The 13,318-nt window shown below is 71.6% G+C and carries 11 protein-coding genes; 5 read left to right on the top strand and 6 right to left on the bottom strand.

Annotation, left to right across the window (positions count from 1 at the left end; genetic code table 11):
- Positions 1–315 precede the first annotated feature (315 nt).
- The gene (locus tag OG230_RS28520) at positions 316–1,026 is read left to right on the top strand and encodes a chaplin (protein WP_328906593.1); all 711 of its coding nucleotides are present in this window, start codon (positions 316–318) and stop codon (positions 1,024–1,026) included.
- 81 nt (positions 1,027–1,107) lie between these two features.
- Here OG230_RS28520 and OG230_RS28515 read toward each other — a convergent pair whose 3' ends face one another.
- The 5 genes from OG230_RS28515 to OG230_RS28495 form a co-directional block, all read right to left on the bottom strand.
- Positions 1,108–2,049 carry a dihydrodipicolinate synthase family protein gene (locus OG230_RS28515; RefSeq protein WP_328906592.1) on the bottom strand — a complete coding sequence of 314 codons (942 nt, stop codon included), beginning with the start codon at positions 2,047–2,049 and terminating at the stop codon, positions 1,108–1,110.
- Positions 2,046–3,035 (bottom strand): ABC transporter ATP-binding protein, encoded by a 990-nt coding sequence (locus OG230_RS28510; protein WP_328906591.1) that lies wholly within the window; start codon positions 3,033–3,035, stop codon positions 2,046–2,048. The genes OG230_RS28515 and OG230_RS28510 overlap by 4 nt, the downstream gene beginning before the upstream one ends.
- A complete protein-coding gene (locus OG230_RS28505) occupies positions 3,032–5,002 on the bottom strand; it encodes a dipeptide/oligopeptide/nickel ABC transporter permease/ATP-binding protein (protein ID WP_328906590.1) in 1,971 nt (656 codons plus the stop codon). Before OG230_RS28505 ends, OG230_RS28510 begins: the two co-directional genes overlap by 4 nt.
- Position 5,003: 1 nt before the next feature.
- The gene (locus OG230_RS28500; RefSeq protein WP_328906589.1) at positions 5,004–5,954 is read right to left on the bottom strand and encodes an ABC transporter permease; all 951 of its coding nucleotides are present in this window, start codon (positions 5,952–5,954) and stop codon (positions 5,004–5,006) included.
- 77 nt (positions 5,955–6,031) lie between these two features.
- The gene (locus OG230_RS28495; protein ID WP_328906588.1) at positions 6,032–7,627 is read right to left on the bottom strand and encodes an ABC transporter substrate-binding protein; all 1,596 of its coding nucleotides are present in this window, start codon (positions 7,625–7,627) and stop codon (positions 6,032–6,034) included.
- Between the two features lie 167 nt (positions 7,628–7,794).
- Here OG230_RS28495 and OG230_RS28490 point away from each other — a divergent pair, with 167 nt between their 5' ends.
- The 4 genes from OG230_RS28490 to OG230_RS28475 all read left to right on the top strand — a co-directional run bounded on the left by OG230_RS28490 (position 7,795) and on the right by OG230_RS28475 (position 12,540).
- Complete coding sequence (locus OG230_RS28490) at positions 7,795–8,526, top strand: FadR/GntR family transcriptional regulator (RefSeq protein WP_328906587.1); 732 nt, start codon at positions 7,795–7,797, stop codon at positions 8,524–8,526.
- 171 nt (positions 8,527–8,697) lie between these two features.
- Complete coding sequence (locus OG230_RS28485; protein WP_328906586.1) at positions 8,698–9,702, top strand: acetylxylan esterase; 1,005 nt, start codon at positions 8,698–8,700, stop codon at positions 9,700–9,702.
- 120 nt (positions 9,703–9,822) lie between these two features.
- The gene (locus tag OG230_RS28480; protein ID WP_328906585.1) at positions 9,823–11,259 is read left to right on the top strand and encodes a sialidase family protein; all 1,437 of its coding nucleotides are present in this window, start codon (positions 9,823–9,825) and stop codon (positions 11,257–11,259) included.
- 123 nt (positions 11,260–11,382) lie between these two features.
- The gene (locus OG230_RS28475; RefSeq protein ID WP_328906584.1) at positions 11,383–12,540 is read left to right on the top strand and encodes an FAD-dependent monooxygenase; all 1,158 of its coding nucleotides are present in this window, start codon (positions 11,383–11,385) and stop codon (positions 12,538–12,540) included.
- Between the two features lie 7 nt (positions 12,541–12,547).
- On the opposite strand, the gene OG230_RS28470 is transcribed toward OG230_RS28475, so the two are convergent.
- The gene (locus OG230_RS28470) at positions 12,548–13,237 is read right to left on the bottom strand and encodes a FadR/GntR family transcriptional regulator (RefSeq protein WP_328906583.1); all 690 of its coding nucleotides are present in this window, start codon (positions 13,235–13,237) and stop codon (positions 12,548–12,550) included.
- Between the last annotated feature and the right edge of the window lie 81 nt (positions 13,238–13,318).

Genomic DNA, 13,318 nt, shown 5'->3' with positions numbered 1-13,318 from the left:
ACCGCCGCGGCTGCCGCCGAACGTGGAACTGAGCGTGCGCGAGAGGGTCGCACGGGAGTTGTCGCGCTGGTCATTCCATGGTCAATGTCCAGCACAGAAGGGATAGTTGAATCCCGTGCACCGGCGAACCCATACGGACACGAACACGCATCCGTCATCCGTCCGGGTGGTTACACAATTTCCACGCGCCTTCAAGTTTCCCGCGCATGCCTCGTTCGTTATGGGTGTCGTCCAGCGCGCCGCTGGACTGCTTTCCCGTTGGGTGTGGAATGTCCTAGGAAAGGACAAGTAATGCGGCAGGTATTGAATAAAAGCATGATCGTCATGGCGGCGGCTTCGGGCATTCTCTCCGCGGCCGGCGGTTATGCACACGCCGACTCCTCTGCTGATGGCGCGGCCATCGGTTCGCCGGGCGTCGGTTCGGGCAACGCCGTACAGGCGCCCGTGCACATCCCGGTCAACCTCTGTGGCAACACCGTCGACGTGATCGCGCTCCTGAACCCCGCGTTCGGCAACACGTGCGCGAACGTCGACTCCGGCAAGGGCAAGGGCAAGGGCAACGGCGCACACCAGAGCGGCGCTTCGGCCGAGGGTGCGGCCACCCACTCCCCCGGCGTGCTGTCGGGCAACCTGATCCAGGCCCCCGTGCAGGTGCCGGTCAACGCCTGCGGCAACACGGTCGACGTCGTCGGCGCGCTGAACCCCGCCGGGGGCAACACCTGCGCCAACGTCAGCGGCCCGGACCACAAGCCGCCGACGGAGCCGCCCACCGAGGAGCCGCCCACCGGCAAGCCGCCGGTGAAGGAGCCCCCGGCCCACCAGCCGCCGCAGGAGCCGCCGGCCAACGAGCCCCCGGCCTACGCGCCGCCGGCCGAGCAGACCCCCGTCGACCACGGTCCGCACCGTGCCGGTTCGCAGCTCGCCCAGACCGGCTCGGCCGGTGTCGGCCTGGCAGCCGGCGCGAGCGCCGTGCTGATGCTCGGCGGCGCGGTGCTGCTGCGCCGCACCCGCGGCTCGCAGGGCTGAGCCGGGTACACCCGGACGGAGGGCCGGCCGGACAGCTGATGCTGTCCGGCCGGCCCTTTCCGCTGTTCGCCCGCTGCGCCGTCAGCCGGCCTGCCCGCCCAGGCCCGCACGGTCGAGGTGGGCGGCGATGCTCGCCGTCTCCTCAGCGTCCAGGCGGCGCATCGGCGGGCTCATCACGTTCGTGGTGATGACGGAGCGCAACATCAGGGCCGTCTTGAACGCGCCGAGCCCTGCAGCGGTGGCGGACGCGGTGCCGGGGCGGGCCGCGGTGACGATGTCGAAGAGCCGGACGAGCCGGTCCTGTTCGGAACGGGCCGCGGCCCAGTCCCCGCGTACCGCCGCCTCGTGCAGCCGGACGTAGCCGTGCGGGTCGACGTTGCCGAGGCCCGGGACGGAGCCGTCGGCGCCTGCGAGCATCATCGCGTCGACGACCAGTTCGTGTCCGGTGAGCACCGAGAAGTGCGGGAGCTCCCGGGCACCGAGGGCCAGGCGGCGGAAGGAACCGTCGTCGCCGCTGGAGTCCTTCACGCCGGCCAGGACTCCGTCGGCGGCCAGCGGCAGCAGCAGTTCCGGGCTGAGCTTGCTGTGGACGCAGACCGGTACGTCGTACGCGAGGAGCGGCAGGTCGACGGCTGCGGCCACGTCCCGGAAGTGCCGGTCGATCTCGCTGTCGTGCGTGCGCGTGTAGAAGGGGGCGGTGACGACGACGGCGTCGGCGCCGAGACCGGCCGCGGCGCGGGCGCGTTCGATCGCGCGGTTGGTGGTGGTCTCGATCGCTCCGACGAGGACGGGGACCTGGCCGGCCGCGGCGGCGGTGACGACCTTGATGACCTCGTCCTGCTGTCCGGGCGTCAGATAGGCGGTCTCGCCCGAGCTGCCGAGGGCGAACAGGCCGCTGACGCCGCCGTCGAGCAGATGGCCGACGACCCGTTCCAGGGACGGCCGGTCGAGCTCGCCGTCCTCGGTGAGGGGCGTGACGACGGGCGGGATCACTCCCGTGTAGCGGGGGGTGCGGGCGGTCATGCGGTGCTCCTAGCGGACGGCAGGTGGGGAAGGGGGGTCCGGGGGTGGACGCAGTGCCAGCGGTGTTCGCCGGGGCCGTGCGTCGCGGCGGGGAAGGCCGTCGCGCAGGTGTCGTCGGCCTTCCAGCAGCGGGTACGGAACGGGCAGCCGGCCGGCGGGTTGGTGGCCGAGGGCACCGGTCCGGTGAGCACGATCCGCTCGGTGGTCTCCAGCAGGCTGGGCGTAGCCGAGAGCAGGGCCTCGGTGTACGGGTGCACGGGGGCGCCGGCGACGTCGGCCGCGCGTCCCTCCTCGACGATGCGGCCGAGGTACAGGACGGCGATGCGGTCCGCGAGGTAGCGGACGGTCTGGATGTCGTGGGAGATGAACACCATGCCGAGGCCGAGGCGTTCGCGCAGGTCCACCAGGAGGTTGAGGACCTGGGCGCGTACGGAGACGTCGAGCGCGGAGGTCGGTTCGTCGGCGACGATGAGTTCCGGTTCGAGGCACAGCGCGCGGGCGATGGCCACGCGCTGGCGCTGGCCGCCGGAGAGCTGTCCGGGCAGGGCCTCCAGGGTGTGGCCGGGCAGTCCGACCAGGTCGAGGAGCTCCTCCACCCTGGCCTCGCGCGAGGCCCGGGTGCCGCGTCCGTGCACGTCCAGCGGGTCCCGGAGGATGCGGCGGACGGTGAGCCGTGGGTTGAGGGCGGTGGACGGGTCCTGGAAGACGACGCCGACGGCGGAGCCGAACTCGTCGCGGCGCTGGGCCGCCGACATCTCCCAGAGGTCGCGGCCGTGGAAGCGGACCTCGCCCTCGGTGGGTTTCTGCAGGCCCGTCAGGACCCGGGCGAGCGTGGACTTTCCGCAGCCCGACTCCCCCACGAGGCCGAGGATCTCGCCGCGCCCGACCTCCAGGGTGGCGTCGGTGAGCGCGTGCACGGAATCGCGCCGGAAGACGCCTCCGCTGCGTGCCTTGTGGCGTACGTGAACGCCGTCGAGCCTGATCACAGGGCGCTCCCTTCGAGCTGTGCGGGGGCCCCGGCCGGGTGGTGGCAGGCGAAGCCGTGGTCCTGGGCGGCGCCGCGGTCGGTGAGTTCCGGTGTCGTACGGCGGCACAGGTCGGTCGCGGCGCCGCACCGCGAGGCGAAGCGGCAGCCCGTTCCGAAGCCCTGGGGCGCCGGGACGACTCCGCGGATCTGGTGGAGCCGCTGGGCGCCCGCCTCCAGGGAGACGACGGAGCCGAGGAGGCCCCGGCTGTAGTGGTGGGCGGGGTCGGTGAGGACGGAGCGGGTGCCGCCGACCTCGGCGAGGCGGCCCGCGTACATCACGGCGACGCGGTGCGAGAGGTCGCCGACCAGGGCGAGGTCGTGGCTGACCAGCACCATGGCGAAGCCGAGCTCGTCGCGGAGCCGGATGAGGAGCTCGACGACCTGGGCCTGGACGGTGACGTCGAGGGCGGTGGTCGGTTCGTCGGCGATCAGCAGCCGGGGGTTGCGGGAGAGTGCCATCGCGATGAGGACGCGCTGGCGCTGGCCGCCGGAGAGCTCGTGCGGGTAGCTGCGCAGGGTGCGTTCGGGCGAGAGGCCGACGAGGTCGAGGAGTTCGGCCGGGGTCTTCGTACCGCCGCGCGAGGTCAGCTGCTTGAGCTGGGTCCCGACGAGGACGGAGGGGTTGAGGGAGGAGAGCGCGTCCTGGTAGACCATCGCGATCTCGGGGCCCATCAAGGCGCGGCGTTCCTTCGGGGGGAGCGTGAGGAGGTTCCGGCCCCGGTAGAGGATTTCGCCGCTGACCTCGGCGTTGCGGGCGAGGAGGCCCATGACGGCGAGGCTGGTGATGGACTTGCCGCAGCCGGACTCGCCGACCAGGCCGAGGGTTTCGCCCTCGTGGACGGTGAAGTTCAGGGAGTCGACGACGGGGATGTCGCCGTAGCGGTCGGGGAAGCGGATCGCCAGGTCGCGTACGACAAGGAGTTCGGCGGCGTCCTCGGGGACCGGCGTGAGGGCGGGCGCGGTGGTGTGGATGTGGTGGGCGAGCTTGGCGAGGGCGGCGTCGATGTCCACGGTGGATGCGGCCTCGACGGGGTCCGGTGCCGTGGTCCCGGTGGTGTCGACGGCGGCGCGGGCGCTCCTGGGCGCGGCGGAGGCGTCGGTGAGGCCCTCGGAGAGGATGTTGAGGGCGAGGACCGTGATCAGGAGGGCCAGGCCGGGGAAGAAGGTGGCCCACCAGCCGCCCGCGAGGAGGATCTGGCGGCCGTAGGCGAGGACGCTGCCCCAGCTGGGGTCGGGGTCCTGCACTCCGGCGCCGATGAAGGAGAGGCTGGCTTCGAAGATGATCGCCTCGGCGACCATGACGGTGGCGAACACCATGACCGGGGCCATGCAGTTGACGGCGACGTGGCGGAGCACGATGTAGCCGCGCCGGGCGCCGATGACCTTCTCGGCGGCGACGTAGTCCTCGCCGTACTGGGAGAGGACGTTGGCGCGTACGACGCGGGCGAGCGACGGTGTGTAGACGAAGGCGATGGTGAAGATGATCACCGGGACGCTGGTGCCGAAGACCGCGACGAGGACGGCCGCCAGGGCGATCGGCGGGAACGACATCACGATGTCGAGGGTGCGCATGACGGACTCGTCGCCGAGCTTGCGCGAGGTGGCGGCGAGCGAGCCGAGGAGGGCGCCGGCGGCCAGGGCCACGGCGGTCGCGCCGAGGCCGATGACCAGCGAGTAGCGGGAGCCGTGGACGACGCGGGCGAAGACGTCGCGGCCGGCCCGGTCGGTGCCGAACCAGTGCTCGCTGCCCGGGGGCTGGACGGGGGTGCCGGTGGTCAGCGGGTCCTGGGTGAGCAGGGGGGCGAGGACGGCGCCGAGTACGACGACGACCAGGACGCCGAGGGCGATGCGGGAGGTGACCGGGAGGGCGCGGAAGGCGATGCCGGGTCGGGAGAGCTGGGTGGCCAGACGGCCCGTGGCGAACATGTCACACCGTCCTGATGCGGGGGTTGACCAGCAGATAGAGCAGGTCGACGACGACGTTGACCACCAGGAAGGCGATGGCGATGGTCAGTACGGTGCCCTGGACCAGGGCGACGTCGCCGCCGGTGACACCTTCGAGGATGAGTTTGCCCATGCCGGGCAGGTCGAAGATCGCTTCGATGACGACGGCTCCGCTGAGCAGGTAGCCGACCTTGACGCCGAGCACGGTGAGCGGGGTGACGAGCGCGTTGCGCAGGACCGAGCGGATCACCAGGAGGACGGGCAGGCCGTTGCCCTGTGCGGTACGGACGTAGTCGCGGTCCAGTTCGGCAACCATCGAGGTCCGTACGAGACGGGCGAGCGAGGCGGCGACGGGTACCGCGAGCGAGACGGCCGGCAGGGCCATGGTGGTGAGCCAGCCGCTGAACGAGTCGGCGGGGTTGGTGTATCCGCCGGTCGGGAAGACGCGGGTGTTCAGCGCGAACTGCTGGATGAGCAGGACGCCGAGCCAGAAGGACGGGATGGCGACCCCGGCCATGGAGAGGACCCGGAACAGCTGGTCGGGCCAGCGGTCGCGGTACATCGCGCCCAGGACTCCGCCGGTGACGGCGAGGACGATCGCCAGGGCGAGTCCGAGGAAGGTGAGCTGGAGGGTGAGCGGGAAGGCGGCGGTGATCCGGTCGATCACGGGCTGGCTCGGTGGGACGGTCATGCCGAGGTCGAAGTGGAGGAGCTGGCCCAGGAAGTCGAAGTAGCGTACGGGCAGCGGGTCGTTGAGCCCGTTGGCCTCGGCGAAGGCGTGTCGGGCCTCGGGAGTGGCGCTCTCCCCGAGCGCGTTGAAGGCCGGGTCGGCCGGCGAGAACTGCAGCACCACGAAGACCAGCAGCGCGATGCCGAGGATCATCACCGGCATCATCGCGACGCGGCGCAGCGCGAGCCGGAGAAAAGCAACCATCGTCGGGTTCCTTGCGATTGGGCGGACGGCGGGTCCGGGCCCGCCGGGAGGAGCGGCGGGCCCGGGCCGGCAGGGGGTCAGGCGCGGCCGACGTCCACGAAGGACAGGCCCGTGGTGGGCAGCGGCTTGAAGCCGGGCAGGGCCTTCTCGTTCCAGGCGGTGGGCAGCTTGCGGTGGAGGATCGGGTAGAGCGCGGCCTCCTCGGCCACCAGGTCGGTGACCTCGCCCCACAGCTTCTTGCGCGTCGGCTCGTCGGCGGCCCGTGCCGCCTTGTCGAGGGTCTGCCTGACCTGCTTGTACCCGGCGGACCCCGCCCAGCCGTAGCGCTTCTCCGGCCAGAAGCCGTAGTAGAACCAGCGCATCAGGAGGTCCACGTCGTTGCCGAAGACGGAGGGGTCGCCGGGGGCGACGATGACCTCGAAGTCGCCCTTGTCGACCTTGGCCCACTGGGCCGGGGACTGCGCGATGTCGAGGGTGACCTCGATGCCGGCCGCCGCCCAGCTCTCCTTGAGCAGCGGGGCGATGTCCTTGACCCAGCCGGTGTCGGTGGTCAGGACGGTGAAGGAGAGTTTCCCGACGCCTGCCTCGGCGAGGAGTTCCCTGGCCTTCGCGACGTCGTGCGTGTAGACGGTGGCGGCCTCGTGGTAGTCGGGGTGGGTCTCGGGGACGTAGCCGGTGGCCGCCGCCGCGTTGCCGACCATCGCGGTGGAGATGATCTTCTCGGTGTCCAGGGCGTAGTGCAGGGCCTGGCGGACCCGCTTGTCGGCGAACCGCTTGTCGGCGGTGTTGAACATCAGGAAGAGGAGCCCGAAGGACTGCACGGACTCGGTCCGCGTCGTGGCGGAGAGCCGCTTCACGTCGATGTACGGGACGTCCTCGATGGCCTGGACGCGGCCGGACTCCATGGCGCTGACGCGGGCGGACTGGTCGGACATCAGCCGCCAGATCATCTTCTCGGCCTTGGCGGGGTGCGGGCCGTTGTACTTGTCGTACTTCTCGAAGACGATCTTGTCCTCGCGGGTGGCTTCGACGAACCTGTACGGCCCGGAGCCGACCGGCTTGGCGTCGAATCCCTTGACGTCCGCCTCGACGATCTTCCTCGGCACGATCCGGACGACGGCGATGCGGGAGGGGAACAGCGCGAAGGCGTACGTGAGCTTGAACTCGACCGTCGTCTTGTCGACGGCGGTGACCGTGTCGACGAAGGGCACGAACTGTGCCATCAGCGAGGCGTTCTTCTCGTCCAGGATGCGTTCGAAGCTGAACACGACGTCGTCGGCGGTGACCGGCGATCCGTCGTGGAAGGTCGCACCGTCGCGGAGGGTGGCCCGGTAGGTGGTGGCGTTGATCTTCTTCGGCATCTCGGTGGCGAGTGCGGGGCGGGCGACGAGTGTGGCCGGATCGAGATCGACGAGGCCCTCGAATATGTGCATGTTGGCGGCGTACGGGGTCGCGCCCGAGGTGATCATCGGGTCGAATCCGGTCGACAGGGGGTACGACAGACCGGCCTCGATGGTGCCGTTGCCGTCGCCCTTGCCCGCCGCGCCGTCGGCGCTCGAGGTCGGCCCGCCGCAGGCGGAGAGGCTTGCCGTCAGGGCGGCTGCCGCGCCAAGGGCACTGGTGTATCGCAGGAAGGTGCGGCGCTCGACGCCGGCTGACCTCAGCTCGGGCACGGGTCCTCCAAGGGACGTTCGGGGAGTGGGATGGGCGGAACAGGGGCTGCGCGGTCCTCGTGGAGGACGTCGGATCATCAAGCATCAGACGTCAGATGTCTGATGCCTTGATAGCGTGGGAACGTAGCTTGCCAATCGAGAGGGGTCAAGAGGTGGGGAGTTCACATATGTCCGGCATCCGGTCCGGCCGGACGCTTCTCCGGCAGGAAGTCGTGGAGGGGATCAAGCGCTACATCCTGGAGAAGCGGCTGCGCCCCGGGGACCCGCTGCCCACCGAGCCCGCCCTCTGCGAGGCGCTCGGCGCCAGCCGTTCCAGCGTCCGCGAGGCGGTCAAGATCCTGAACGCCCTCGACATCGTCGAGGTGCGCCACGGGCACGGGACCTATGTGGGCCGGCTGAGCCTGTCGGCCCTGGTGGAGAGCCTCACCTTCCGCGGACTCCTCTCCCCCGACGACGACTTCCAGGTGCTGGCCGACCTCGTCGACGTACGCGAGCTCTTCGAGCGGGGCATGGCCGACCGGATCCTCTCGTCGCTCACCCCGGAGGAGCTCGACCGGCTGGACCAGCTGGTGGCCACCATGCGCGCGACCGGGGCCGGCGACGGGGACGGCTTCGTGGCCGCCGACCGGGCGTTCCACGCGCTGCTCGTGGCCCCCCTCGGCAACGACCTGATCGGCCAGCTCTCGATGGCCTTCTGGGACGTGTACGCGATCGTCGCGCCGCATCTCGACGGATTCACGCACGCCGACGAGACGGCGACGGTCAACGCCCACCAGAACATCGTGGACGCCGCGCGGGCCGCCGACACGACCGCCTTCCTCAAGGCGCTGGGCGAGCACTACGCCCCGGTCAGGCGGCGGATCGCCGAAGCCAGGGCCCGCGACGGCCTCACCGGCTGAGCACACCCTTCACCCTCGCGTCCCCGGCCGGGGCGGGCCCCGTGACGACGGAGTCCGCCCCGGCCGCCCCTCTTGACGTTCGGCCGCAGCGCTCCCTAAGGTCCGGTTGCCACCAGGACATCTGACGTCTTCTGTCCTGCCGCTTCCCGCACCTCCCAGGAAGGCACCGCCATGCCGTCGGCCGATCTCCCGCTCGCGGACTGCCGCACCTACCGGCCGGACCTGCCGGTGCCCGGCGACTTCGATGCCTTCTGGTCCCGGACCCTCGACCAGGAGCCCGGCCACGAAGGCGCGGACAAACCCCTGTTCGTGCCGGTGGGCACCGGGCTCACCCAGGTGCTCACCTACGACGTGACCTTCCCGGGGTACGGCGGGCAGCCGGTACGCGGCTGGCTGCGGATGCCCGCCGGGGCCACCGAACCGCTCGGCTGCGTCGTCGAGTTCCTGGGGTACGGGCGTGGCCGCGGACTGCCGCACGAGGATCTGTTCTGGGCCTGTGCGGGCTACGCCCACCTGGTCATGGACACCCGCGGCCAGGGCTGGTCGGCGGCCTCGGGCGCCACGGCGGACCCGGATCCCGGCGCGGCCGGCACCGTGCCGGGCTTCGTGACGCGTGGCGTCGGGAGCCCGGAGACGTACTACTACCGGCGGCTGTTCGTCGACGCGGTCCGCTGCGTCGAGATGATGCGCGCGCATCCCGAGGTCGATCCGGAGCGCGTCGTCGTCACCGGGATCAGCCAGGGCGGCGGTATCGCACTGGCGGTGGCCGGGCTGGTGCCGGGGCTGGCCGGGGTGATGCCCGATGTGCCGTTCCTGTGCAACGTGCCTCGGGCGGTGAGGATCGGCGCACTGCCGCCGTACACCGAGATCGCCTCCTACCTGCGGCTCCACCACGACCGCGCCGACGAGGTGTTCCGCACCCTGTCGTACTTCGACGCCGCTCTGCACGCCACGAAGGCCACGGCGCCCGCCCTGTTCTCCATCGCGATGCTGGACGAGATCTGCCCGCCCTCCACGTGTTTCACGGCCTTCAACCACTACGCGGGTGAGAAGGACGTGCGCGTCTACGAGTTCAACGGGCACGAGGGCGGCACCGAGCGCCACCGTGCGGAGCAGCTGTCCTGGGTGCGCTCCCTGTTCGCCGGCCTGGCGACCGGGCAGGCCGCCCGCTCCTGACCGGAGGTCGGCCCCGTGCGCGGACGATCCAGCGGCGTGCACTCACTGTCCATCCCCTGACGCGTCGGCCCCACGCCGCACGCTCTGCCCATCCCCCCTTCGTGAGAAGAGAGATCACTCATGCAGCGCAGAGTCACCGTCGCCCTTCTGTCCGCGGCCATGCTCGTGGCCACCACGGCGGGCACCGCCCAGGGCGCGCCCGCCGCCGGTGAACCGGCCTTCCAGGACCTGGCGGTCCAGGGTGCCGGCTCCCCCTACTACCGCATCCCCGCCCTGACCACCTCGGTCGAGGGCACCCTGCTCGCGGCCTACGACGCACGCCCCACCCTCGCGGACCTGCCGGGCAACCTCGGGATCGTCCTGCGGCGCAGCACCGACGGCGGCACCACCTGGCAGGCTCAGCAGGTCGTACGCAAGGAGGCCGCGCCCAAGGGCTTCGGCGACCCGAGCTTTCTCACCGACCGGACCACGGGCCGGATCTTCCTGTTCTACGCCGCCTCCGTGAACCAGGGCTTCTTCGGCTCCGCCACGGGCAACGACGAGAACGACCCGGACGTCCTCCAGGCCGACTACAGCTACTCGGACGACGACGGCGTGACCTGGACCCACCGGCGGATCACCCGGCAGATCAAGAACCCTGCCTGGGCGGGCATGTTCGCCGCGTCCGGCGAGGGCATCCAGCTGCGCCACGGCGCGTACAAGGGGCGGCTGATCCAGCAGTACGCCATCCGCGACAACGGGGCCAACTACGCGGTCAGCGCCTACAGCGACGACCACGGCGACACCTGGAAGACGGGCAGTCCGGTGGGTCCGGGCGGTGACGAGAACAAGACCGTGGAGCTCAACGACGGCCGCGTCCTGCTCAACAACCGTTCCAAGCCCTACCGCACGATCGCGTACTCCACCGATGGCGGCGTCACCTACACCCCGTTCGTCCAGGACACCGCGCTGCCCGACCCGGCGAACAACGCCTCGGTCATCCGCTACGCGCCGGACGCCCCCGCCTCCGACCCCAAGTCCTCGTGGCTGCTGTTCAGCAACACCGAGGACTCGGCGTCGCGGCGCAACCTCACCGTGAAGATGTCCTGCGACAACGGGAAGACCTGGCCGATCAAGAAGGTCGTCGACCCCGGCAGCGCGGCGTACTCGACCCTGACGCCGCTGCCCGGCGGGCGGGTCGGGCTGCTGTACGAGCGCGCCGGCTACGCCGCCATCACCTACACGTCGTTCGACCTGAAGTGGCTCGGCGGCACGTGCGCGGACATCACCCTCACCGCGCCCGCGACGCTGAAGGCCGGCACGAGCGCGGAGGTGACCGTCCGGGTCGTCAACCGGATGGACGTGCGGCGCTCCCAGGGCACCCTCGGTCTGACCGTGCCCGCCGGCTGGTCCACGCAGCAGGTGACCGTGCCCGCGCTCCGCGCCGGCGAGGGCGCGAACATCAAGGTCCCGGTCACGGTCGCGGCGGGGGCATCCGGCAGCGCGGTACTCACCGCGACGTACCGGGCGGACGGCAAGCAGGCATCCGGCAGCGGGACGGTCACCGTCACTCCGTGACGTCCCCCGCCCGGGAGGGTGTCCGTTCCCGTCGCACACGGCGACGGCTGCGACGATGTGCCGGTACGGCACCTTCCCGAGCCCCGGACAGGCGGTAGCGGCGTGACAGCGACAGGCTTACGAATGGGTGTGGTCGGCGGCAGCATCGCCGGGTGCGCGATGGCCGTCGCGGGGACCCGGGCGGGCGCCGACGTCACCGTGTACGAGCGGAGCGACGGCGCACTCCAGGACCGGGGTCTGGGGATCGTCATCCCGCCCGACCTGCACGGCCGGCTCGTGGAACTGGGCTATCTGGACGCCGCGATGCCGACGGCCCCGGTCGCCGAACACGTCTGGCTGGCCCGCTCCCCCGGGAGCGGCGGGACCCGCGAGCTCGCCCGGCAGCCGAGTCCGGTGACCCCGTGCAACTGGGGCCGGCTGTGGCAGTCGCTACGGGCGAGCGCGGGCGGCGCACGCCACCACCGGGGGCGGCCGGTCACCTCCGTCGAACGGGTCCCCGCGGGCGGCGCCCTGATCCGTACGGCGGACGGCGAGGAGGCGTACGACATCGTCGTGGGGGCCGACGGCCACCGGTCGCTCACCCGGCAGACGGTCGCACCGGGGCTGCGGCCCGAACCCGCCGGGTACCTCGTGTGGCGCGGCACGATCCCGGTGAGCGCGCTCACGGGCCGCACGCTGGAGCTGCTGCGCGGCGCCTGGGTCACGCTGGGCTTCCCTGGCGGCCACGGCATCTTCTACCTCATCCCGGGAGCAGCCGGGGGCGACCCGCGGGAGCGTCTGCTCGCGTACGCCATCTACGCCTCGCCGCCCGCCTCCCCTCCGGGCGAGGAGCGCGAACCCGCCCCGTACGTACGGGAGATCGCCGAGGAGCACTTCCCTGACGAGTGGGCCGGCATCGTCGCCCGCAGCGAACACGCCTCCCTGGTGTGCCACCCGGTCGCCGACCTCCACGCCCCCCGTGCCGCGGATCCGCCGTTCGTCCTCGCCGGTGACGCCGCGGGCATCACCCGGCCGCACACCGCGAGCGGGGCGGTCAAGGCGCTCCAGGACGCGCTCTGTCTGGAACGGGCGCTGGGAGCGTGCGCGTCGCCGGCGGAGGCACTGCACCGCTACACGGCCGAACGCACGCCCGAGGGCGCGAGGCTGGTGGAGCTGGGCCGCCGGCTGGGGGCGGCACAGGTGGAACGGACTCCCGACTGGAGCGCGATGGGCCAGGCCGAGGTGGACACCTGGTTCCGCGCGGTGCTGGCCGGCAACCGAAGTTACCTGTACGACTACTGAGGGAGCGTCAGTTCCTGGTGGCCAGCCTCCCGCGTATGCCGTCGAAGTGCGTGCGCATCGCGCGTACCGCGCGGGCTCCGTCGGCCGCCGCGACCGCTTCCACGATCTCGTGGTGCTGGGCGCAGGTGGTCGCCGGGTCCTGGTGGCCGTCGCCGAGGTCCCCGCGCACCCGGTCCATGGCCGCCCAGAAGGCGTCCAGCACCTCGCTGAGCAGGTGGTTGTCGAGCGAGGCGTAGAGAGCGAGGTGGAAGGCCCGGTCGGTGGCGCGCGCGACGCGGCCGGTGCGGGCCTCGGCCTCCATGGCCGTCACCAGCCCCCGGAGCACGGCGAGATCCTCGGCCGGGATGCCCGCGGTGACGGCGCCGACCAGCCCCGCCTCCAGCGCCTCGCGGACCTTCATCAGTTCCAGGAGGCCCGGTTCGCCCTGCCGGTGCCGGACCGCGGCCCGGAAGGCGAGGCCCTCGGCGAAGGGGGCCAGGGAGAGCGATCCGACGAAGGTCCCGAAGCCCCGGCGGATCTCGACCACGTTCACCGCCTGGAGCGCCTTGAGCGCCTCGCGCACGGACACGCGCCCGGCGCCGAAGATCTCCATCAGTTCGGCCTCGGTGGGCAGCGGGTCGCCGGGGCCGAGCCCGCGCCCGAGGATGAGTTCCTTGATCTGACGCTCGATGTCCTGAGCCATGGTGGGGCGCGCCACAACCGTCCTCCTGGGGTGTTGCCGGCCGCCGGTGCCTCTTGACCGGTCGCCGGGGCATCTGTTTAAGGTGACACCAGACAT

This window comes from Streptomyces sp. NBC_00234, assembly GCF_036195325.1.
In the GTDB taxonomy this organism is placed as follows: Bacteria; Actinomycetota; Actinomycetes; order Streptomycetales; family Streptomycetaceae; genus Streptomyces.
Note: the sequence above shows the minus strand (reverse complement) of the source record. Positions and strands in the feature narration are given on the sequence as shown.

Coding starts and splice junctions, on each gene's coding strand:
- OG230_RS28480 (WP_328906585.1), top strand. CDS start 9,823: ATGCAGCGCAGAGTCACCGTCGCCCTTCTGTCCGCGGCCATGCTCGTG.
- OG230_RS28490 (WP_328906587.1), top strand. CDS start 7,795: ATGTCCGGCATCCGGTCCGGCCGGACGCTTCTCCGGCAGGAAGTCGTG.
- OG230_RS28515 (WP_328906592.1), bottom strand. CDS start 2,049: ATGACCGCCCGCACCCCCCGCTACACGGGAGTGATCCCGCCCGTCGTC.
- OG230_RS28500 (WP_328906589.1), bottom strand. CDS start 5,954: ATGGTTGCTTTTCTCCGGCTCGCGCTGCGCCGCGTCGCGATGATGCCG.
- OG230_RS28520 (WP_328906593.1), top strand. CDS start 316: ATGATCGTCATGGCGGCGGCTTCGGGCATTCTCTCCGCGGCCGGCGGT.
- OG230_RS28475 (WP_328906584.1), top strand. CDS start 11,383: ATGGGTGTGGTCGGCGGCAGCATCGCCGGGTGCGCGATGGCCGTCGCG.
- OG230_RS28485 (WP_328906586.1), top strand. CDS start 8,698: ATGCCGTCGGCCGATCTCCCGCTCGCGGACTGCCGCACCTACCGGCCG.
- OG230_RS28505 (WP_328906590.1), bottom strand. CDS start 5,002: ATGTTCGCCACGGGCCGTCTGGCCACCCAGCTCTCCCGACCCGGCATC.